This is a genomic window from Nitratireductor sp. WH36-1, from assembly GCF_058725515.1.
The window spans coordinates 3,713,650-3,735,957 of sequence record NZ_CM178970.1 but is presented as its reverse complement, the minus strand read 5'-3'; the positions used below and the strand labels follow the sequence as shown (position 1 = coordinate 3,735,957).

Sequence of the window (22,308 nt, the reverse complement as noted above, 5' to 3'; positions counted from 1 at the left end):
TTCCTGTTTTTCATCGGCTTAAGCGTGTTGTGGTCGGAAGCGTCTTATGCGAATCGTTAAAAGACGAAGGGTCCCGTCAACTTTTATTAGAAGTTTGCCGGTTACCAACGGGATCAGTCACACTGGGGACGTTGAAAGCATATGGACAAGTCGCTCTTGCAACGCAAACCGCGCTGGACATGGCTCATTGCCTTTACGCTGCTTGGCACACTGGCAGCGGTCGGGCTTTCGTTCCTTGTCCACTACCTCCTCTTCTTCGGCGAAGAGATCAATCCCTATCAGCGCAGCCTTGCTGCCGCGCTCATTCTGCCGGTGGTCATCGCCACGCCGCTGCTTCTCTATATAGGGCAGGCAAGCGAGCAGCTGCGCCGCTTCAAGCGGGACCGGAATTTCTCCGCCGCTCATGATCCCTCGACCGAGGTGTTCAACGGCGAGATGTTCACAACGCTGGTGGAGCGCCGCCGCGCCGCGACGGTTTCCGAGGCAGGGCGCACCTTTGGCGCGCTGTTGATCCTCGAAGCCGAGAATGTGCGCGACATCGCCATCGATTACGGTTTCAGCTGGGGTGAAGAGTCGATGCGCCAGATCGCATCGGTGATCCGCGCCAATGTGCGCCGCAGCGATGTGGTCGGTCGTCTGAACGACAGCGAGTTCGGCGTCTTCCTTCCCGGCGCGACGGTTGAACAGGCCCGCGATGTGGGAGAGCGCATTCGCACCGCCATCACCAAATCGCGCTTCCTGGCGGAAGGCGAGCCCGTGGAACTCGGCGTCGATATCGGCGGCGTGATCTTTGAAGACCAGATCGAGTTCCGCGGTCTGATGCGCATCGCGTCGGAGCAGCTCGAAATGGCGCGCCAGAGCGACAGTGACCGGTTCCGCCTCAGCGCGATCAATGCGATGGGAACGCGCGAAAACGGCGAGAGCCACGAATAGAAGCGCTCCGGCCCGCCCGCTATGGGCGCTGGACTCAAAGATTGTTTAGCCTCAGAATGATCGCAAGTGCACCGCCCATGCAGCAGGTTGCATGGGCGGCGCAGCTTTTGCTGACGGCATCGGCGCTTTCCCGTCGGGGGCGCGGCGGTGCTGCAAGGGGCGGCAATGAACCGTATGCGAAGTTTTCTGCTGGTCGCCGTTTTCCTGCTTGGCTGCGGGGCCGGCAGCGCGGATGAACCCGGGGCTCGGGTGTTTCAGCCGGCCATGCCCCTCGACAACGCTGCGCAAACCGACATCACCACGCTCTACAATGGCCAGCCCGGCGTTCTGGAACGCTATGCCTGGGCGATGTCCGCCAATCGACACATGCTGGTCGGCCGAAATGGCGATGCTATCTATGGCCGTGGCTTTGACGCAGCGTCCGGGGATGGCGGTGTCTGGGCGTTTGTTGGTCCGCAGGATCAGCATGTCATCCGGCTTGCTGACGGGGCGCTTGTGATCGCGCGCGGTGCGCCACTGGCAAACCTCTATGCGGAAGTCGGTTGCAAGGTCGGGGAATGGCCGACGCTGATCTGCGCGGATGGGCGCAAAAGATCCATCTCGGCGCCCAACGCCACCACCATCCGCATAGAAGACGAGACATTTGAACTGGCCGGGCAGGAGGCTGAATGAGCATTTCAGGAATGGACCGCGTTCGTGACAGGACGTGGATGATGTCTGCGCTCTGTCGGCTTCTGCTCTTGCTGGCTTTCATGCTCCCGGTGTTGCCGGGGCTGATTGGTGGCGCAGTCGCCGAAGAGACGGTCACCGTGCGCCAGTTCGATCCGGCAACGGGCCGCTGGGTCCGCCGTGAGCGCACGCTCTCCTTCAAGGCGCCGTGGGGCGACGCCGCCGTCAAGCCGGCGGTCGTGCCTTATTCCGAGAACCTGCCTGCCGGCTCCATTGTGATCGATACGGGCGAGCGCCGCCTCTATCATCTGCGTGGCGACGGCACCGCGGTGCGTTACGGGATCGGCGTCGGACGCGAGGGTTTCGCCTGGCGCGGCCGTGAACGCATCACCAGAAAGGCGAAATGGCCGGACTGGCGTCCACCCGCCGAAATGATCCGTCGTGAGGCAAATGAGGGGCGCATCCTGCCGACCCTCGTGGAAGGCGGTCCGGAAAATCCGTTGGGCGCCCGCGCGCTCTATCTGGGCTCAACCCTGTTTAGAATTCACGGAACGAACCAGCCCTGGACAATCGGGCAGGCCGTCTCTTCCGGCTGCATCCGCATGACCAATGATGATGTTATAACCCTTTATAACAACGTCAAAATTGGCGCTCTCGTCGTCGTGAAATAGAGCAGTAAGGCTGACTGAATTCCTGCATTTCAGGGTTGAAATGCTTAACAGGAAGTGGATTTTGTTGCGCCGGCGCAACACCTCTATTTAAATGAGGCGACTAAACTACTCCAAAATGGGTAGGAGCGCGACTTGGGAGATAGCCAGTCGTGAATGGTTGTCCTAGCATAACATCATATTGAGACCCGATGTGGGATCGGGTTTTCCATTTGCTGCGCAGGGAACGCGCGGTCAAAGGGGGGATAATGACGCTTAAGCCACGCATTACGCGCGTTCTGGCAGCCGCTCTTATGAGTGGCGCCGTTGTGTTTTCGACTGCCGCAAACGCCCTTTCCGTAAAGGAAGCGATGGCGGTCGCTCTGGAATCCAATCCCGAGATCGGGCAGGCGATCGAAAATCGCGAAGCCATCGAGTTCGAGTTGCGGCAGGCGCGGGGGCTTTATCTCCCGAGTGTCGATCTTGAAGCGTCGGTCGGCGCGCGTCGCCTCGACAATCCCTCGCGCCGTGGCACCGGCATTGAGGACGATCCGCTCTACCCGGCGGAGATCGGTCTCTCCATCACGCAAAAGCTGTTTGATGGCGGTGGACGCCGCGCCGAGCTTGATCGTCAGGCCGCGCGTGTGGATTCCGCTTCCTTCCGCGTGCTCGAGCGTTCGGAAACAATCGCCCTTCAGGTGGTGCGCGAATATCTCGAATATCTGCTTCAGGTCGAGATCGTTAATGAAGCGCGCAAGAATGTGAGCTTCCACCAGTCGATGCTGGGCGATATCGGCTCGCTGATTTCCGGCGGCGCACTCACCGAGGCTGACCGTCAGCAGGCGCAGGAGCGTTCGCTGTCCGCCAAGGCGCGTCTCAAGGAAGCCGAGGAAGAGCTGGAAGCGGCGAAGATCCGTTTCTACAAGCTCGTCGGCAAACCGCTCAGCAATCCCTCCATGCCGGGTTCCGTGGCATCCGCGCTGCCGGCCTCGCTCGACAAGGCCATCGGCATTGCGCGCGCCAACAACCCGCGCATCAAGGTCGCCAATGCCGATATCGATGCAGCCGATGCGCTGGTCGATGCCGCGCTCTCGAACATGCTGCCCGAGATCAGCGCCGAGGGCCGCGCCCGCGCCGGTTACGACATTGATGGTTCGGACGGCCGCACCAACGATCTGCAGGCGCGCGTCGTCGCCAAGTGGAACCTCTATCGCGGCGGCATCGACGTCGCCAACGAGCAGGAGCAGATCCGCCGCGCAAGCGAGCAGCGTCTGGTCCTTCATCAGGCCTATCGTGAGGTCGAGGAAGCGGTCCGCATTTCCTGGGATCGCCGCCAGCGGCAGATCGATCTGTCGCAGACCCTGCGTCAGCAGGCGCAGACGAATGCCCAGCTGGTCAGTTCCTACCGCGAGCAGCTCGTGGTTGGCCAGCGTTCGCTGCTTGATGTTCTCGGCGCGCAGAACACACGCTTCAGCGTGAATGTCCTGTCCAAGACCGCGCAATATGCGGCGCGTTTTGCCGAGTATCGCATTCTGGCGGCCACCGGCACGCTTCTCGACACGATGAACCTCTCCAGTGCGAAACAGTCGGAGGCCTACGCGCGGGCAGAGTTCAACGTGCCTGAAACGGCGCCGACGGAGACGTATAAGAGACTGCCATCGCGGCAGACCAACGATCTGCCGCTCGATCTCCTCGCTCCGATCCGGTCTCAATAGCCGGTCGGGGCAGCAGGCAAGGGCGCAAGGTGGAACAGCTTCGCAACCCTACAGCCGACACGCCGCTCCTGGCAGACAGTTTCAGGTTTGCCTTTCGGGAGGTCGCGCAGTTTCTCGCGCGCCCGAGTTCCGAAACCGTCCTCTTTTCCGATACGCCCTTCGACGAGAGCAATCCGTCGCTGGAAGATATCGAGCGGCTCGCCGCGCGTATCGGTCTGGAAGTGGAGCAGCACAGCCGGCGCGATCTCGCCAGCGGATCCATCGATCTGCCGGTGCTTGTCGTCTATGCGGATGGCACGGCGCAGGCTCTTCTGGAGCCGCTCGATGGAGACCGCCTGCGCACCACGCTTCTGCCCGATCCCATCGCGGAAGAAGGCGTCACGCTCAAGGATGTCCTGTCCAGAAAAACCGGGCTGATCGTCTCCTTCAGCATCATCTATGAGAACAAGTCCGAAAGCGCGGATGCCGGTCTACCTCAGCAGATGGAAAAGCGCCACTGGCTCACCACCACGCTTGCGCCGTTCTGGCGGTCCTATGCGCAGGTGGCGATAGCCGCGCTGTTCGTGAACCTTCTGGCGCTCGCATCACCGCTCTTCGTCATGAATGTCTACGACCGGGTGTTGCCCAATCAGGCAACCGCCACGCTGTGGGTTCTGGCGCTCGGCGTCGCCGGGGCAATCCTGTTCGACCTGCTTTTGAAAAGCGTTCGCGCAGCCCTTATCGATTACGCCGGCCGGAAAGCGGATCTGAAGCTTTCCTATCTGCTTTTCGAAAAAGTGCTGCACGCCACCATGGCGTCGCGTCCCATGTCGACCGGCGAATATGCGAGCCGCGTTACGCAGTATGAATTCGTGCGCGAGTTCTTCACCTCGAACACGATCAGCACGCTGATCGACAGCGTCTTCGTTTTCGTCTTCCTGCTGGTCATCTACAGCGTTGCCGGCTGGCTGGCGCTGATCCCGGCAACCGCCTTCGCGCTCGCGTTGATCATCGGGCTCATTGCGCAGGCGCGCATCGGCCGCCGTGTCGCCGCCGCAAACAATGAGGCATCGCAGCGCCAGTCGCTTCTCGTGGAAACCATTGCGACAATCGAAACGGTCAAGTCGCTGCGCGCCGAGCGCACATTGCTGCGCCGGTGGAGCGAGCTTGCCAAGAATGCCTCGCGCACCTCCGAGGGCATCAAGCAGCTGTCCTCCTGGGCGTCGAACATGACGCAGTTCGTGCAGCAGCTGGTCACCGTGGCGCTTGTCGTTGCGGGCGCCTACGAGTTCTCCGAGGGTAATATCTCGACGGGCGCGATCATCGCCACGGTCATGCTGTCGGGCCGCGCCGTCGCGCCGCTCGGCCAGATCGCCATGACCCTGTCGCGCATGCGCCAGGCGCTTCTGTCGCTGCGCATTCTGAACGCCATCATGGAGCAGCCCGAAGACCGGCCGGAGAGCACGGGCTTCGTGAACCGCGAAATCCGCACCGGCGATGTTGCCTTCCGCAATGTCGGGTTCACCTATCCGGGGGCCGCCAGCCCCGCGCTCAACGATTTCAACCTCGCCATCAAGGGTGGTGAGCGCGTCGGCATCATCGGGCGCATTGGCTCCGGCAAAACCACGGCTGGCCGTCTGCTTGCCGGGCTCTATCCGCCGTCGAGCGGCAATCTGCTCATCGATGGGGTGGATATCCGCCAGTATCACCCTTCCGTGGTACGCTCCGCCGTCGTCTTCGCGTCGCAGGCGGCAGACCTCTTTTCCGGGTCGGTGAAGGAAAACCTCCTGATGGCCAAGCCCGGCGCGACTGATGACGAGCTGGTCGAAGCCGCAAAGGCTGCCGGTGTCGATGCATTCGTCGCCCGTCATCCCAGGGGCTATGACATGCCGGTGGGCGAGCGTGGCAGTCAGCTTTCGGGCGGTCAGCGACAGGCGGTCGCGATTGCGCGCATTCTCCTGAGCGACCCGAAGATCGTGTTCATGGACGAACCGTCTGGCGCAATGGATCTGGCAAGCGAGCGCGAACTCATCGCGCGGCTCAAATCCGCCTTCCGGGATGATGTGACGCTGGTGATCTCCACGCACCGGCACAGCATGCTTCAACTCGTCGACCGGCTGGTGGTCATCGATCAGGGCCGTGTCATCGCCGACGGACCAAAGGAGAGGGTAATCGCAGAACTGCAAAAGAACGCCGCGGGTGGGCGTTCGGGAAGGGGGCAATAGCTCCAGGCGTTGCCCGCGTGGCGCGCGACCTTACATAAAAAGACGAAAGGCGGATTGAAAATGGACCGTCCACCACTGGCTGCGCGATTGGGGTTAGTCGTTATTGCAGCCCTCTTGATGACCTTCGTTGGCTGGGCGTCCATCGCCGAGGTGCAGGAAATTGCGCGCGGCGAAGGCAAGATCATTCCGATCTCGAAGACGCAGATCATTCAGTCGAGCGAGGCCGGTGTCGTGCAGGAAATCGCTGTCACGATCGGCCAGACCGTCAGCAAAGGCGACCTCATCCTTCAGCTTGATGATACGGTCACGGCATCGTCGCTCGGCGAGTCCGCCGCCCGCGCCCGCGCGCTGCGCGCCCAGATCGCCAGACTTGAGCTGGAAGAGAAGGGCGATCTCGAAGCCGAATATATCTGCCCGGAATCGCTGCAGGAGGTTGCGCCCGGCATCTGCCAGAACGAAGCGCGCCTGCTGCGCGCCCGCGCCGACAACATCAAGAACAAACGCTCGGTGCTGATCGAACGGCGCACGCAGCGCATGAATGAGCTCGACGAGGCAAACGCGAACATCTCCCGGCTGGAAGAAAACCTGTCGCTCGCCCAGCGTGAGGCCGATCTTCTGGAGCCCATGGTCAAGCGCAAGCTGGTGGCGCAGACCGAGCTTCTGCGGGTGCAGAAGGAACTATCCGAGACGCGGGGCCAGCTTGAATCCACGCGCGAGTCGGTCGAGCGCATCGAAGCCTCCATCAAGGAGGCCACGCTGCAGATCGAGGAGCTGGCGCTTCAGGTTCAGCAGGAAGCGCTGGTGGAAAAGACACAGGCGCTGGCGGAACTGTCGGTCATTGAAGAGACCATTCGCGGGGCAACCGACCGGGTTGCGCGCACCGATATCCGCTCGCCGGTCGATGGCATCATCAACACGCTCGAGGTGAACACGATCGGGGCCTATGTGGAGCCCGGCACCGTGGTGGCCGGCGTGGTGCCCACATCCGACACGCTGCTCGTGGAAGCGCGGATATCGCCGCGCGATGTCGCGTTCGTGCGGCCGGGTCAGCCTGCGCTGATCAAGGTTTCCGCCTATGATTTTTCCATCTATGGCGGGCTTGAGGGCGAGGTGGAGAACATCTCCGCCGACAGCCTCGTGGATCAGAATACGGGCGAAACCTTCTATCAGGTGCGGGTCAAGACCGATCAGGCCGAGCTGGTTCGGGATGGCAGGAGCCACAAGATCATTCCCGGCATGATCGCGACTGCCGACATCATGACGGGCAAGAAGACGATCCTCGCCTATCTGATGAAGCCGATTAACAAGGCGCGCACCGAAGCGCTGCGCGAGCGGTGACAGCCATGGACAAAGCGGTTGAAACGCACGGTGAAGAAAACTGGGCCTTCCAGCCCCGGTTTCGCGTCCTCAGGGTCGGGGCCGCGCGGCGCGGCATTCGGCTGGAAGAGATATTCTGGTCGTCCCTGCAGGAGATCGCGGATGAGAAGGACTGCAGTGTCGGCGATGTGATCGAGGCCTGCGAGAACCGGCTTGAACAGGGCTCAAACCTCACATCGGCCCTCAGGGTGGAAACCGTCTCCCATCTGCAAGGCGAGCTCGATCTGATGCGGGCCAGAACCGGCAGACAGGCCGTGCGCAACATGGTCATGGCCTGCCCGTCGCCCTGTTTCGCCCTTGCCGGTGACCGGCAGTTGATGGCCCACAATCCGCCTTTCATCGCCTTTGTGCAGTCGCGGCTGTCCAGCCTGCCGTCGGATGCCACGGCGCGGGGTGTGCGCCTGTCGCTCGATATCCAGTTTTCAGAGCTGATCGAGAAGCTGAAGATGAAGGGCAGCGGACCGGCAATGGTGGGCTTTGTGATCGGTGTGGACCGTCAGCTTATCCGTGGTCGTCTCAACGCCATCCTTGCGCCGCTGGCCGGGCTTGACGCGATTGTCGGTTTCATCCTGCCGAACTGACCCTAACCGCCATTCACGCCGGTCACCCGGTTCTGAGGCGCCGCCGCATTGTCGAAGCCTTCTCCCGGAGAAAGATCCGAGGGCAGTCCTTCAAGCGTTGCGACCATGGAGCCGTCGCGCTTTCTTCCGTGGATCCAGGAGCGGTCTGCGCTCAGCGAGTAAAGCGGCAGGTAGTCGCCAAAGGCGGTGTCCTTCATCACGCGGTCGTGCAGATTGTCGAGCACATAGTGCCCCTGGCTCGTGGAAACCGTGAGAACGGCGTGAAACAGGGATCGCCGCTGGTCCTGAAGCACCACGATCGACATGCTGCCGAGCGGAATGCCCGCAGCGTTGAGCGCCGCCATCTTCAGGATGGCATAGTCCTCGCAATCGCCCTTGCCGCGCTGGAGAATGTCCCGGGGTTTTGCCCAAAGATCCAGCTGGCGATAATTGTTCCGGTCCGAGACATAGGCAATCCTGCGGTTGACCGCCCGGTTGATCTCCGCAAGCTTGCGCGAGAAGGGGCCTGCTTTGACGTCACGCACAAGCTGCGCCAGGTCTTTCGCCCGTGGCGCGCAGTCTCCGGCCTCCGTGCAGGCGGCGAAATCGGCGCGCGCTATGGATGGGTACACGGCTTTCCAGCTGGCGCTGGATGGCAGGGCGCGAAAGGGAATGGCCACGGAGCCGAAAACGCCCGTGGCGGCATTGCCCGCCTGCCTGCGTTCTCCGGCGGGCCTTTTGCCGGCGCCTGCCGCAAAGCGCGCATTTTGGGGAGCGGCGCGCGAAGCCGCCCGTTCCCACTGCATCTTCAGTTCGGCAAGCCCCCGGGTCGCCGCCGTCATTGTCGCGGCCGCCGACATGGCGCTCATGCTGGAGATGAAGGAAACCTGCACCGGCGATGGCGCATAAGCCCCCGCCTGCGCTTCTTTCTGCATGGCAAGTGAGGCGGATGCCGAGATGGCAAGCGCAAGGCTTGCACCTATGTATAGGCCTCTGGAGTTTTTCATTTGATCGTCCCCTGATCTTGCAATGACGATAAGAGGCGCAGATGAAATGCCGATTAAGTTGTTTGGATTATTTTATACTTAGATATGTTGTTCAATTTATTTAAAATGGGATTTTGTCTATTTCATCTCTGTTTACCATTCAGGTCTCTGGGCAGAATGGCCGGCGAGAGCAGCCGGCGCAGGCTGTCAAAAAGGGATAATTATAGGCAAATGTATAATTGCTTATATTCAAGCATTAACCAACGGGAAATTTTCGCCCGTTCGGAATATGATGATATATCAATGATGCTCAGTTCATATTGTGCCGACTAAAACGGCGTGTCTGGCTCCTGGGAACATCTGTTTCTGGGGGTTCCCATGGCCAACAATGACCGCACGAATACCACCGACGAGCGCGCAACTGCCGCTGAACAGTCTTCAACCAGCACGCGCCTGAGCCAGGCAGAGCAGAACGCTCTCCAGTTTGCGCAGAACGAGACTGCCGCCGAGCCGACGCCCGTCGATCCGGCGACCGGTCAGCCGGTCGCGGAGCCAACCTCTCAGGCAGCCGTGCCGGATGTGCCGGAAACGATCACGCCCGATGCCGACAATGTTGTCCGCCTTCCGCAGGGGGTCTCGATCGACGAGATCAGGCTCGACGGGAACAATCTGGTTCTCGTGCAGCCCGACGGCTCCACCGTCACCATCCTCAACGCCGCTCTCAAGGTGCCCACCTTCCTGATTGGCGATGTGGAAATCCCCGAGCTCGCGCTTGCTGCCGCTCTTCAGGCCAACGGCATCGACGTCGCGGCGGGTCCCGATGGCGCGCTGACCGTGGTGTCCGCCGCGTCCCAGAGCGGCGGCGGCGGCTTCAACACCCCCAATGGCGATATCGGCGATGCCGGCCCCGTGATCGATCTGCTGCCGCCCACTGCATTGCAGTTCGGCACGCTGGAGCGGCGTGAGCTGTTCCCCTCGATCCGTGAAAACGATTTCCCCGAGCTCAGCATTGTGAGCCTGGGAGCGCCGCCCGGACAGGTCAATGAGAGCGCGCTTGCCAGCGGATCCGGCGGCGGCACCACCAGCACGCTGGGCAATATCCTTGTCGATCCGGGCGATGATGGCCTTGGCTCGCTTGTCGTCACAAATGCGTCCGGCGTCAGCGTCGACGTGACCAATGGCGGCAGCATTCAGGGTGTCTATGGCGAGCTGATCGTCACGCCGAATGGCGATGGCACTTACAGTTTCGAATATGTGCTGACCACCAACACCATCGATCACGCCAATGCCGGCCAGACCGGCGCAGACGATGTGGTCACCGACACGTTCGATTTCGTCGTCACCGATGGCAATGGCGACACGGCGTCCGACGAACTGACCGTCACCATCACTGATGACGGGCCGGCGATCGACCTCGCACCTGCGGAAGAAAGCGAGATTGTCCTTGATGAAACGGACAATGATGCCGACGACGGCGATGTGGGCGGCCTTCTGGCTGACCTCACCGTTCCCGGCTCTGCTCTTTTCACGGAAACGGCGACGCCGGGTGCCGATGGTGAACAGTCGAAGGTCTACTCGCTGGTCCTGAACGCCGGCGCGACCGGCCTGACCGACACGCTCTCGGGTGAGCCGGTCGTTCTGAGCGAGGAAGGCGGCGCGATCGTTGGCCGCACGGAAACCGGCGGTGACGAGGTATTCCGCATCAGCGTGGATGCAAACACGGGCGACATCACCGTTTCCCAGTCGCGTGCGCTTTTCCACGACCAGAACCCCGGTTCGGACGCTGAAGCTCACGACGAAAGCCTGACGCCGGAGGTGATGAACAGCGGCCTCGTTTCGCTGAACGTTGTTCTGACCGATGGCGATGGCGACACCGCCAGCGACACGGCCGAACTCGGCGCGCTGATCAAGTTTCAGGATGATGGTCCTGTTCTTGGCGAAGTGACGGCTGTTGCGGCCGGCGCCCTGACGCTGGATGAGAGCCCGCTTCCAGGTGCTGGCGATGGCGTTGCAATCCAGACGCTTGCGCTTGCCGGCAACTTCGCCGCGGTGAACTACGGGACGGATGGTGCCGGCACGACCACCTATGGCTTTGCGGCCACAGTCGATGGCACAGCCTCCGGCCTTCATGCGCTGAACAGCGTCGATGGCACGTTCACGCAGGGCACGGAGATCACGCTCAGCCTGAGCGCGGACGGCCAGACGATCACCGGCTCGGCCGATGGCGTGGATTACTTCACGATCGCGGTTGATGACACGGGCACGGTGACGTTCACGCAGCTGAACAACATCTGGCATGGCGACGCCGGCGATGCGGATGACGCCGAGGTGCTGTCGCTTGCAGCGGGCACGCTTGTTGTGCAGCAGACGGTGACGGATCAGGACGGTGACAGCGTGACGGCGGATCTCGATCTGTCGGCCGGGGTGTTCGTGATCGAGGATGATGGTCCTGTTCTTGGCGAAGTGACGGCTGTTGCGGCCGGTGCCCTGACGCTGGATGAGAGCCCGCTTCCAGGTGCTGGCGATGGCGTTGCAAGCCAGACGCTTGCGCTTGCCGGCAACTTCGCCGCGGTGAACTACGGGACGGATGGTGCCGGCACGACCACCTATGGCTTTGCGGCCACAGTCGATGGCACAGCCTCCGGCCTTCATGCGCTGAACAGCGTCGATGGCACGTTCACGCAGGGCACGGAGATCACGCTCAGCCTGAGCGCGGACGGCCAGACGATCACCGGCTCGGCCGATGGCGTGGATTACTTCACGATCGCGGTTGATGACACGGGCACGGTGACGTTCACGCAGCTGAACAACATCTGGCATGGCGACGCCGGCGATGCGGATGACGCCGAGGTGCTGTCGCTTGCAGCGGGTACGCTTGTTGTGCAGCAGACGGTGACGGATCAGGACGGCGACAGCGTGACGGCGGATCTCGATCTGTCGGCCGGGGTGTTCGTGATCGAGGATGATGGTCCTGTTCTTGGCGAAGTGACGGCTGTTGCGGCCGGCGCCCTGACGCTGGATGAGAGCCCGCTTCCAGGTGCTGGCGATGGCGTTGCAAGCCAGACGCTTGCGCTTGCCGGCAACTTCGCCGCGGTGAACTACGGGACGGATGGTGCCGGCACGACCACCTATGGCTTTGCGGCCACAGTCGATGGCACAGCCTCCGGCCTTCATGCGCTGAACAGCGTCGATGGCACGTTCACGCAGGGCACGGAGATCACGCTCAGCCTGAGCGCGGACGGCCAGACGATCACCGGCTCGGCCGATGGCGTGGATTACTTCACGATCGCGGTTGATGACACGGGCACGGTGACGTTCACGCAGCTGAACAACATCTGGCATGGCGACGCCGGCGATGCGGATGACGCTGAGGTGCTGTCGCTTGCAGCGGGCACGCTTGTTGTGCAGCAGACGGTGACGGATCAGGACGGTGACAGCGTGACGGCGGATCTCGATCTGTCGGCCGGGGTGTTCGTGATCGAGGATGATGGTCCTGTTCTTGGCGAAGTGACGGCTGTTGCGGCCGGTGCCCTGACGCTGGATGAGAGCCCGCTTCCAGGTGCTGGCGATGGCGTTGCAAGCCAGACGCTTGCGCTTGCCGGCAACTTCGCCGCGGTGAACTACGGGACGGATGGTGCCGGCACGACCACCTATGGCTTTGCGGCCACAGTCGATGGCACAGCCTCCGGCCTTCATGCGCTGAACAGCGTCGATGGCACGTTCACGCAGGGCACGGAGATCACGCTCAGCCTGAGCGCGGACGGCCAGACGATCACCGGCTCGGCCGATGGCGTGGATTACTTCACGATCGCGGTTGATGACACGGGCACGGTGACGTTCACGCAGCTGAACAACATCTGGCATGGCGACGCCGGCGATGCGGATGACGCCGAGGTGCTGTCGCTTGCAGCGGGCACGCTTGTTGTGCAGCAGACGGTGACGGATCAGGACGGCGACAGCGTGACGGCGGATCTCGATCTGTCGGGTGGGGTGTTCGTGATCGAGGATGACGGTCCTGTTCTTGGCGAAGTGACGGCTGTTGCGGCCGGCGCCCTGACGCTGGATGAGAGCCCGCTTCCAGGTGCTGGCGATGGCGTTGCAATCCAGACGCTTGCGCTTGCCGGCAACTTCGCCGCGGTGAACTACGGGACGGATGGTGCCGGCACGACCACCTATGGCTTTGCGGCCACAGTCGATGGCACAGCCTCCGGCCTTCATGCGCTGAACAGCGTCGATGGCACGTTCACGCAGGGCACGGAGATCACGCTCAGCCTGAGCGCGGACGGCCAGACGATCACCGGCTCGGCCGATGGCGTGGATTACTTCACGATCGCGGTTGATGACACGGGCACGGTGACGTTCACGCAGCTGAACAACATCTGGCATGGCGACGCCGGCGATGCGGATGACGCCGAGGTGCTGTCGCTTGCAGCGGGCACGCTTGTTGTGCAGCAGACGGTGACGGATCAGGACGGTGACAGCGTGACGGCGGATCTCGATCTGTCGGCCGGGGTGTTCGTGATCGAGGATGATGGTCCTGTTCTTGGCGAAGTGACGGCTGTTGCGGCCGGCGCCCTGACGCTGGATGAGAGCCCGCTTCCAGGTGCTGGCGATGGCGTTGCAATCCAGACGCTTGCGCTTGCCGGCAACTTCGCCGCGGTGAACTACGGGACGGATGGTGCCGGCACGACCACCTATGGCTTTGCGGCCACAGTCGATGGCACAGCCTCCGGCCTTCATGCGCTGAACAGCGTCGATGGCACGTTCACGCAGGGCACGGAGATCACGCTCAGCCTGAGCGCGGACGGCCAGACGATCACCGGCTCGGCCGATGGCGTGGATTACTTCACGATCGCGGTTGATGACACGGGCACGGTGACGTTCACGCAGCTGAACAACATCTGGCATGGCGACGCCGGCGATGCGGATGACGCCGAGGTGCTGTCGCTTGCAGCGGGCACGCTTGTTGTGCAGCAGACGGTGACGGATCAGGACGGTGACAGCGTGACGGCGGATCTCGATCTGTCGGCCGGGGTGTTCGTGATCGAGGATGATGGTCCTGTTCTTGGCGAAGTGACGGCTGTTGCGGCCGGTGCCCTGACGCTGGATGAGAGCCCGCTTCCAGGTGCTGGCGATGGCGTTGCAAGCCAGACGCTTGCGCTTGCCGGCAACTTCGCCGCGGTGAACTACGGGACGGATGGTGCCGGCACGACCACCTATGGCTTTGCGGCCACAGTCGATGGCACAGCCTCCGGCCTTCATGCGCTGAACAGCGTCGATGGCACGTTCACGCAGGGCACGGAGATCACGCTCAGCCTGAGCGCGGACGGCCAGACGATCACCGGCTCGGCCGATGGCGTGGATTACTTCACGATCGCGGTTGATGACACGGGCACGGTGACGTTCACGCAGCTGAACAACATCTGGCATGGCGACGCCGGCGATGCGGATGACGCCGAGGTGCTGTCGCTTGCAGCGGGCACGCTTGTTGTGCAGCAGACGGTGACGGATCAGGACGGTGACAGCGTGACGGCGGATCTCGATCTGTCGGCCGGGGTGTTCGTGATCGAGGATGATGGTCCTGTTCTTGGCGAAGTGACGGCTGTTGCGGCCGGCGCCCTGACGCTGGATGAGAGCCCGCTTCCAGGTGCTGGCGATGGCGTTGCAATCCAGACGCTTGCGCTTGCCGGCAACTTCGCCGCGGTGAACTACGGGACGGATGGTGCCGGCACGACCACCTATGGCTTTGCGGCCACAGTCGATGGCACAGCCTCCGGCCTTCATGCGCTGAACAGCGTCGATGGCACGTTCACGCAGGGCACGGAGATCACGCTCAGCCTGAGCGCGGACGGCCAGACGATCACCGGCTCGGCCGATGGCGTGGATTACTTCACGATCGCGGTTGATGACACGGGCACGGTGACGTTCACGCAGCTGAACAACATCTGGCATGGCGACGCCGGCGATGCGGATGACGCCGAGGTGCTGTCGCTTGCAGCGGGCACGCTTGTTGTGCAGCAGACGGTGACGGATCAGGACGGTGACAGCGTGACGGCGGATCTCGATCTGTCGGCCGGGGTGTTCGTGATCGAGGATGATGGTCCTGTTCTTGGCGAAGTGACGGCTGTTGCGGCCGGTGCCCTGACGCTGGATGAGAGCCCGCTTCCAGGTGCTGGCGATGGCGTTGCAAGCCAGACGCTTGCGCTTGCCGGCAACTTCGCCGCGGTGAACTACGGGACGGATGGTGCCGGCACGACCACCTATGGCTTTGCGGCCACAGTCGATGGCACAGCCTCCGGCCTTCATGCGCTGAACAGCGTCGATGGCACGTTCACGCAGGGCACGGAGATCACGCTCAGCCTGAGCGCGGACGGCCAGACGATCACCGGCTCGGCCGATGGCGTGGATTACTTCACGATCGCGGTTGATGACACGGGCACGGTGACGTTCACGCAGCTGAACAACATCTGGCATGGCGACGCCGGCGATGCGGATGACGCCGAGGTGCTGTCGCTTGCAGCGGGCACGCTTGTTGTGCAGCAGACGGTGACGGATCAGGACGGCGACAGCGTGACGGCGGATCTCGATCTGTCGGCCGGGGTGTTCGTGATCGAGGATGACGGTCCTGTTCTTGGCGAAGTGACGGCTGTTGCGGCCGGCGCCCTGACGCTGGATGAGAGCCCGCTTCCAGGTGCTGGCGATGGCGTTGCAATCCAGACGCTTGCGCTTGCCGGCAACTTCGCCGCGGTGAACTACGGGACGGATGGTGCCGGCACGACCACCTATGGCTTTGCGGCCACAGTCGATGGCACAGCCTCCGGCCTTCATGCGCTGAACAGCGTCGATGGCACGTTCACGCAGGGCACGGAGATCACGCTCAGCCTGAGCGCGGACGGCCAGACGATCACCGGCTCGGCCGATGGCGTGGATTACTTCACGATCGCGGTTGATGACACGGGCACGGTGACGTTCACGCAGCTGAACAACATCTGGCATGGCGACGCCGGCGATGCGGATGACGCCGAGGTGCTGTCGCTTGCAGCGGGTACGCTTGTTGTGCAGCAGACGGTGACGGATCAGGACGGCGACAGCGTGACGGCGGATCTCGATCTGTCGGCCGGGGTGTTCGTGATCGAGGATGATGGTCCTGTTCTTGGCGAAGTGACGGCTGTTGCGGCCGGCGCCCTGACGCTGGATGAGAGCCCGCTTCCAGGTGCTGGCGATGGCGTTGCAAGCCAGACGCTTGCGCTTGCCGGCAACTTCGCCGCGGTGAACTACGGGACGGATGGTGCCGGCACGACCACCTATGGCTTTGCGGCCACAGTCGATGGCACAGCCTCCGGCCTTCATGCGCTGAACAGCGTCGATGGCACGTTCACGCAGGGCACGGAGATCACGCTCAGCCTGAGCGCGGACGGCCAGACGATCACCGGCTCGGCCGATGGCGTGGATTACTTCACGATCGCGGTTGATGACACGGGCACGGTGACGTTCACGCAGCTGAACAACATCTGGCATGGCGACGCCGGCGATGCGGATGACGCTGAGGTGCTGTCGCTTGCAGCGGGCACGCTTGTTGTGCAGCAGACGGTGACGGATCAGGACGGCGACAGCGTGACGGCGGATCTCGATCTGTCGGCCGGGGTGTTCGTGATCGAGGATGATGGTCCTGTTCTTGGCGAAGTGACGGCTGTTGCGGCCGGCGCCCTGACGCTGGATGAGAGCCCGCTTCCAGGTGCTGGCGATGGCGTTGCAATCCAGACGCTTGCGCTTGCCGGCAACTTCGCCGCGGTGAACTACGGGACGGATGGTGCCGGCACGACCACCTATGGCTTTGCGGCTACAGTCGATGGCACAGCCTCCGGCCTTCATGCGCTGAACAGCGTCGATGGCACGTTCACGCAGGGCACGGAGATCACGCTCAGCCTGAGCGCGGACGGCCAGACGATCACCGGCTCGGCCGATGGCGTGGATTACTTCACGATCGCGGTTGATGACACGGGCACGGTGACGTTCACGCAGCTGAACAACATCTGGCATGGCGACGCCGGCGATGCGGATGACGCCGAGGTGCTGTCGCTTGCAGCGGGTACGCTTGTTGTGCAGCAGACGGTGACGGATCAGGACGGCGACAGCGTGACGGCGGATCTCGATCTGTCGGCCGGGGTGTTCGTGATCGAGGATGATGGTCCTGTTCTTGGCGAAGTGACGGCTGTTGCGGCCGGCGCCCTGACGCTGGATGAGAGCCCGCTTCCAGGTGCTGGCGATGGCGTTGCAATCCAGACGCTTGCGCTTGCCGGCAACTTCGCCGCGGTGAACTACGGGACGGATGGTGCCGGCACGACCACCTATGGCTTTGCGGCCACAGTCGATGGCACAGCCTCCGGCCTTCATGCGCTGAACAGCGTCGATGGCACGTTCACGCAGGGCACGGAGATCACGCTCAGCCTGAGCGCGGACGGCCAGACGATCACCGGCTCGGCCGATGGCGTGGATTACTTCACGATCGCGGTTGATGACACGGGCACGGTGACGTTCACGCAGCTGAACAACATCTGGCATGGCGACGCCGGCGATGCGGATGACGCCGAGGTGCTGTCGCTTGCAGCGGGTACGCTTGTTGTGCAGCAGACGGTGACGGATCAGGACGGCGACAGCGTGACGGCGGATCTCGATCTGTCGGCCGGGGTGTTCGTGATCGAGGATGACGGACCTGCAGTCGGTGCCGTAGCGGGTATGACGGCGTCTGTCCTTCTGGACGAATCCGATGGCACGGGCTCGGGCGCGGATGGCGTCAATCCCGGCACCATCCCGGGTGCAGACATTCAAAGTCTGTTCGCTGCCCCCGCCTATGGCGCAGATGGCATGGGCTCCGTTGCCTACACGCTGTCGGCGACCGATGGCGCACAGACGGGCCTTTGGCTGACGGGTGAGAGCCTTCCGGGCGACGAGATCATTCTGGTGAAAGTGTCCGACACCGAGTACCAGGGCGTCGCGGGCGGCGCCGGCGGCACGCCGGCCTTCACCATCAGCATCGACGGCGCGACCGGCGCGGTGACGGTGACCCAGCACGAGACGCTGGAACACACGACTGACGGTGGTTCGGGCGCAGCCCATGACGACGCGCTTGCGTTGTCTGGCGCTGCGGCGATCTCTGTCGTCCAGACGGTGACGGATGGCGATGGCGACACCGCGTCTGCCACCAGCGCCAATGCGCTTGGCATCACCTTTGAGGATGACGGTCCGACCGTTATCGTTCCAGAGGATGCCGTTCTCAGCAATTCCGCGGGCGCACCGCAGGAGTTCGATCTGGACGTCGATGGCATGGTCACCGACAATTACGGCGCCGATGGCGCAGGTACGGTGCGCTTTACCGTGACGGACGGGCAGGACAGCGGCCTCACTTCAGGCGGCCAGCCGGTCACCTACCACCTGTCTGCCGGCGGAACGGTTCTGACCGCCAAGGTCGGCGGGGCAGGGGGCACGACGGTCTTCACGGTCACGCTTGATCCTGCAGACGGCACCTACACGGTGGATATGGATCGTCCGGTCGATGCCTTCACCCAGGTCGACTTCGATCCGGGCATCTATGATTTCGTCGGCGGCAACGATCCTTGGGCCGGTTTCGTGCCCAATGGACAGGACGGGAATTCGCCTGGCGGCTCGCCGGTGGACGACAATTCCCGTGACCTGCTGTTGACGCCGATCGGCGCTAGCGGCTCCTCAATCAACGGCAATGCCGCTTCGGCGGGTGTCGGCGGCGGTTCCGGTGGCCAGAACATCGGCGCCGGTGAAGGCATCCGTCTGGACTTTGTTCAGGATCTCACGGGCGACCCAGCCGGCTCGCCGGCGGATTATCAGGGCAATCCCGCCCAGCAGGATCATCTGTTCGATGGCCACTACACGGTGAATGGCGCAGCCGTTACCTTCGGAGATGGCTCGACAGACACCACCATCCAACTGAGCGCTTTCGATGACCCGGACGGCAACACCACGGTTGGAGACGGAACCGGCGACGATATCACGAGCATCGTGATCGCCTATGACGGTGAAAACCAGGTCATCACCTATGATCCGCTGGACACTTACCCGACCACGGTCACTGTTGGCAGCCCGGGTGGTCTTGCCGACCGCAGCTACACCGTCGATTTCGTCATGGTGGGCGGCGCCCGCGTGGCGCAGGTCACGGGCGTGCTGGACACGCAGGTCACGATCACCAGCTTCACGGCGGATGGCTATAACAGCCTCGAAGTGCTCTACATCTCGGGTGACGACTTCGCCATGACCGGGTTCGGCACCTCCGTGGTGAGCACGGATCCGGTGGACTTCACTCTGCCCATCGAGATCGTTGATGGAGATGGCGATACGGCTCCTGCCGAGATCGACCTCACGCTGCAGCCCGACGCAGCCCCCACGATCAGCGCGTTCACCGCCGAGGTCAACGAGGCCGGTCTTGCAGGCGGCTCTGAAGAGGGCACGGCGAGCACGGTGGATACGGGTACTATCAGCATTGCACTCGCATCGGGCGACACGCTCGACACGTTTGAGGTCAGCGACGCCAATGGCAACTGGGTCGATGTCACGGGCGGCGGCACGGTGCAGGGCAAGTTCGGCCTGCTGACGGTCACGGCGAATGGCAGTGGCGGTTACTCCAGCTCCTATCAGCTCAACCAGAACTCGCTCGACCACAATGTGCGGCCCGGCAAGGGCACGCCCGAAGGTGTGGCGGAACGTTTCAATGTTCGTGCAAAGGACAATGATGGCGACTATTCGGCCGTCGATACGCTGAAGGTCAATGTGCTCGACGATGCACCGGAGGCCGTTGCCGACAATGCAAGCCTGACGCTCGGCACAGAGAACTTCAACATCGCTTTCGTTCTCGATTTCAGCGGCAGTGTCAGCAACAGCGAACTGGATGCAATGCTCGATGCGGTCAAGGTGGCCGGTCAGTCCTTCTTCGATGGAACCTCGGGCAATGTGCAGATCGAACTGGTCGCGTTCTCTTCGAGCGCCAGTGCTGCAGGGCCGTTCACCGACTATGCGTCCTTCGCAGCACAGATCGATGGCTGGAACCCGGCGGAAGGCGGTTCCCGCCCCTATAATGGCGGCACCGACTTCACGGCGGCCATTGAAGAAACCATGGATGCCTACACGCCGCTTTCGGATCACAACAATCAGGTCTTCTTCCTGAGCGATGGCAATCCGAACGAGCAGATTGGCGCTGGAGGACATTCGCTCTACGGCAGCACGCAGACGGCCTGGAACAACTTCGTCCAGAACAATGACGTGACCGTGCAGACGGTCGGCATCGGCAACAACATCGATGTCGAACAGCTTCAGGATGTCGACGAGGCCGACGGCAGCGATGTGGTGGTGTCGGTTTCGAACTTTGATGGTCTGGTCACCGCATTGCTCGATCTCACCAATCAGGTGGATGTCTCCGGCAATGTCCTGCTCGGCAACGACAATGCCGTGGGCGGTGGTGACGACGACATCCTCGGCGCAGACGATGGTCGCATTCTCTCCATCACGGTGGATGGCGTCACTTACACCTATCAGGAAGGCCCGGATAAGATCTTCAACGATGGCAGCCAGCCGGCCATCAGCGGGTCGAGCCTTGTCGTGGACGGTTCGCTTGGCGGCGAACTCTCGTTCAACTTCGAGACCGGTGCGTGGAGCTATCAGGCCGATGGTGACACAACGCCCGGCACCGAGAGCTTCGACTATGTTCTGGTCGACAATGACGGCGACACCAGCGGTGCATCGCTGACAATCGACATCCTGCCGCCTCCGGGCGCAACGGATGACGTGGTGCTGACAAACATCACCGATTACTCGGCGATCGATATCCCGACGGCAGCGCTGCTGCACAATGACCCGGCTCCGGCTCCGACGAGCCCGCTCAGTGTCGACGGGGCGAGCAATCCGCAAAATGGCGGTGTAAGCCTGGCCGGTGATGTCACCTTCACGCCGTCCAGCACGCCGGTGGAGTTCGTGGATGAGGACTTCAGCAGCGGTGAAGGCTCATTCGTCTACCGTGACGCCTATTATCCGGGCACGGGTTCGGAAGCCCATGGCTTCCAAACCTCGTCTGGACCTGCCAGCGGTGGTGCGCTGAAGATCGAACTCGGCGATGGCGGCTGGAGCGACCGTTACAATGTGAATGGCGCGTTCACGCGAGCCTTCAACCTTGCATCGGCAGCGACCGTGACGATCACGTTCGATTATTACGCAATGCTGACGGCCGAAACGGATGTGGGCGAAGATGTCCGCGTTCTGGCCGGTGTCGATGGCGAAGCATTCGGATCGGGCGGCGTCGTTGATGAGCTTCTGGGTGCATCCGGCAGCGGTGGCGGCGACGCCGTGACCGGCTGGAAAACCTTTACCACCACCATTGATCTGTCTGCCGGTGATCACACTCTGGCGCTGGGCGGCCTGCTGACTCAGAAGACGGCAAGCGGCGAATTCGCCGATGTCTACTTCGACAATGTCAGCGTCGAGTACACGCCGACGCCATCCTTCACCAGCGGCGGGTTCGATTACTCGGTCTCCGATGGCAGTGGCTTCACTGATGACGCCCATGTCAGCGTTACCGGCGTCTCGGGCAGCACCATCACCGGAACGGATGCGGACGAAGTTCTCGTTGGCAATGACAGCGGTTCGACACTGCTCGGCATGGGCGGCGACGATTCACTCGTCGGTGGCGATGCAGCCGATCTGCTGGATGGCGGCGAAGGTGACGATCTCCTCATCGGCGGCGACGGCGCAGACGTGCTGATCGGCGGCGAAGGGCAGAACACCTACGATCTCACCGATACCGATGGTGCCATAGACACGGTGGTGCTCGATCCTTCCGCGCTCACAGGCATGAACCCGGACGAGATCATCGGCTTCAGCTCCGAGGACGTCGTGGACCTCACCGAACTGGTTTCGCTCTCGACCACGTCCGGTGAAAATGTCGGTGATTTCGTCCGGCTCAACCCCGGCGACGGCAAGGAACTGCAGGTGGATGCGGACGGAACCGCTGGCGGTGATGACTGGGTGACAGTCGCCACCTTCGACGTGCCGCAGACCCCGGCCTCCATCAAGATCCTCTATGACGATGATGGCAGTGACACTTCGGGCACAGTCTGAGTGAAATGACACGACATGCGGTCGCCATTGCGCGGCCGCATGTTTGATAAACCGCCGGGAACCGTGTAATTTCCCGGCCAGGG

General features: G+C 62.5%; 9 protein-coding genes. 8 read left to right on the top strand and 1 reads right to left on the bottom strand.

The window, feature by feature from the left end:
• Window positions 1-141: 141 nt before the first annotated feature.
• The 7 genes from AC4PTT_RS17825 (at window position 142) to AC4PTT_RS17795 (ending at window position 8,126) form a co-directional block, all read left to right on the top strand.
• Window positions 142-933 (top strand): GGDEF domain-containing protein, encoded by a 792-nt coding sequence (locus tag AC4PTT_RS17825; RefSeq protein WP_206546882.1) that lies wholly within the window; start codon window positions 142-144, stop codon window positions 931-933.
• A gap of 165 nt (window positions 934-1,098) precedes the next feature.
• A complete protein-coding gene (locus AC4PTT_RS17820) occupies window positions 1,099-1,605 on the top strand; it encodes a hypothetical protein (RefSeq protein ID WP_113154096.1) in 507 nt (168 codons plus the stop codon).
• A complete protein-coding gene (locus AC4PTT_RS17815; RefSeq protein WP_492161781.1) occupies window positions 1,602-2,273 on the top strand; it encodes a L,D-transpeptidase in 672 nt (223 codons plus the stop codon). The genes AC4PTT_RS17820 and AC4PTT_RS17815 overlap by 4 nt, the downstream gene beginning before the upstream one ends.
• 245 nt (window positions 2,274-2,518) lie before the next feature.
• Window positions 2,519-3,964 carry a TolC family outer membrane protein gene (locus tag AC4PTT_RS17810; protein WP_492161780.1) on the top strand — a complete coding sequence of 482 codons (1,446 nt, stop codon included), beginning with the start codon at window positions 2,519-2,521 and terminating at the stop codon, window positions 3,962-3,964.
• 29 nt (window positions 3,965-3,993) lie between these two features.
• Window positions 3,994-6,168, top strand: coding sequence for a type I secretion system permease/ATPase (locus AC4PTT_RS17805; protein WP_297561082.1), 2,175 nt, complete (start codon window positions 3,994-3,996; stop codon window positions 6,166-6,168).
• Between the two features lie 60 nt (window positions 6,169-6,228).
• Entirely contained in the window at window positions 6,229-7,506 is a 1,278-nt protein-coding gene (locus AC4PTT_RS17800; protein ID WP_113154099.1) for an HlyD family type I secretion periplasmic adaptor subunit, read from the top strand.
• Window positions 7,507-7,511: 5 nt separating this feature from the next.
• Window positions 7,512-8,126 (top strand): ribbon-helix-helix domain-containing protein, encoded by a 615-nt coding sequence (locus AC4PTT_RS17795; protein WP_113154100.1) that lies wholly within the window; start codon window positions 7,512-7,514, stop codon window positions 8,124-8,126.
• A gap of 2 nt (window positions 8,127-8,128) precedes the next feature.
• Here AC4PTT_RS17795 and AC4PTT_RS17790 read toward each other — a convergent pair whose 3' ends face one another.
• Window positions 8,129-9,112, bottom strand: coding sequence for a transglutaminase-like cysteine peptidase (locus tag AC4PTT_RS17790; RefSeq protein WP_492161779.1), 984 nt, complete (start codon window positions 9,110-9,112; stop codon window positions 8,129-8,131).
• Between the two features lie 357 nt (window positions 9,113-9,469).
• On the opposite strand from AC4PTT_RS17790, the gene AC4PTT_RS17785 reads away from it, so the two are divergent.
• Complete coding sequence (locus AC4PTT_RS17785) at window positions 9,470-22,225, top strand: DUF5801 repeats-in-toxin domain-containing protein (protein WP_492161778.1); 12,756 nt, start codon at window positions 9,470-9,472, stop codon at window positions 22,223-22,225.
• Window positions 22,226-22,308 lie beyond the last annotated feature (83 nt).

What these genes read in the sequence shown, in the direction of transcription:
- AC4PTT_RS17795 (WP_113154100.1), top strand. Translation starts at nt 7,512, where the DNA reads ATGGACAAAGCGGTTGAAACGCACGGTGAAGAAAACTGGGCCTTCCAG.
- AC4PTT_RS17810 (WP_492161780.1), top strand. Translation starts at nt 2,519, where the DNA reads ATGACGCTTAAGCCACGCATTACGCGCGTTCTGGCAGCCGCTCTTATG.
- AC4PTT_RS17800 (WP_113154099.1), top strand. Translation starts at nt 6,229, where the DNA reads ATGGACCGTCCACCACTGGCTGCGCGATTGGGGTTAGTCGTTATTGCA.
- AC4PTT_RS17820 (WP_113154096.1), top strand. Translation starts at nt 1,099, where the DNA reads ATGAACCGTATGCGAAGTTTTCTGCTGGTCGCCGTTTTCCTGCTTGGC.
- AC4PTT_RS17785 (WP_492161778.1), top strand. Translation starts at nt 9,470, where the DNA reads ATGGCCAACAATGACCGCACGAATACCACCGACGAGCGCGCAACTGCC.
- AC4PTT_RS17825 (WP_206546882.1), top strand. Translation starts at nt 142, where the DNA reads ATGGACAAGTCGCTCTTGCAACGCAAACCGCGCTGGACATGGCTCATT.
- AC4PTT_RS17790 (WP_492161779.1), bottom strand. Translation starts at nt 9,112, where the DNA reads ATGAAAAACTCCAGAGGCCTATACATAGGTGCAAGCCTTGCGCTTGCC.
- AC4PTT_RS17815 (WP_492161781.1), top strand. Translation starts at nt 1,602, where the DNA reads ATGAGCATTTCAGGAATGGACCGCGTTCGTGACAGGACGTGGATGATG.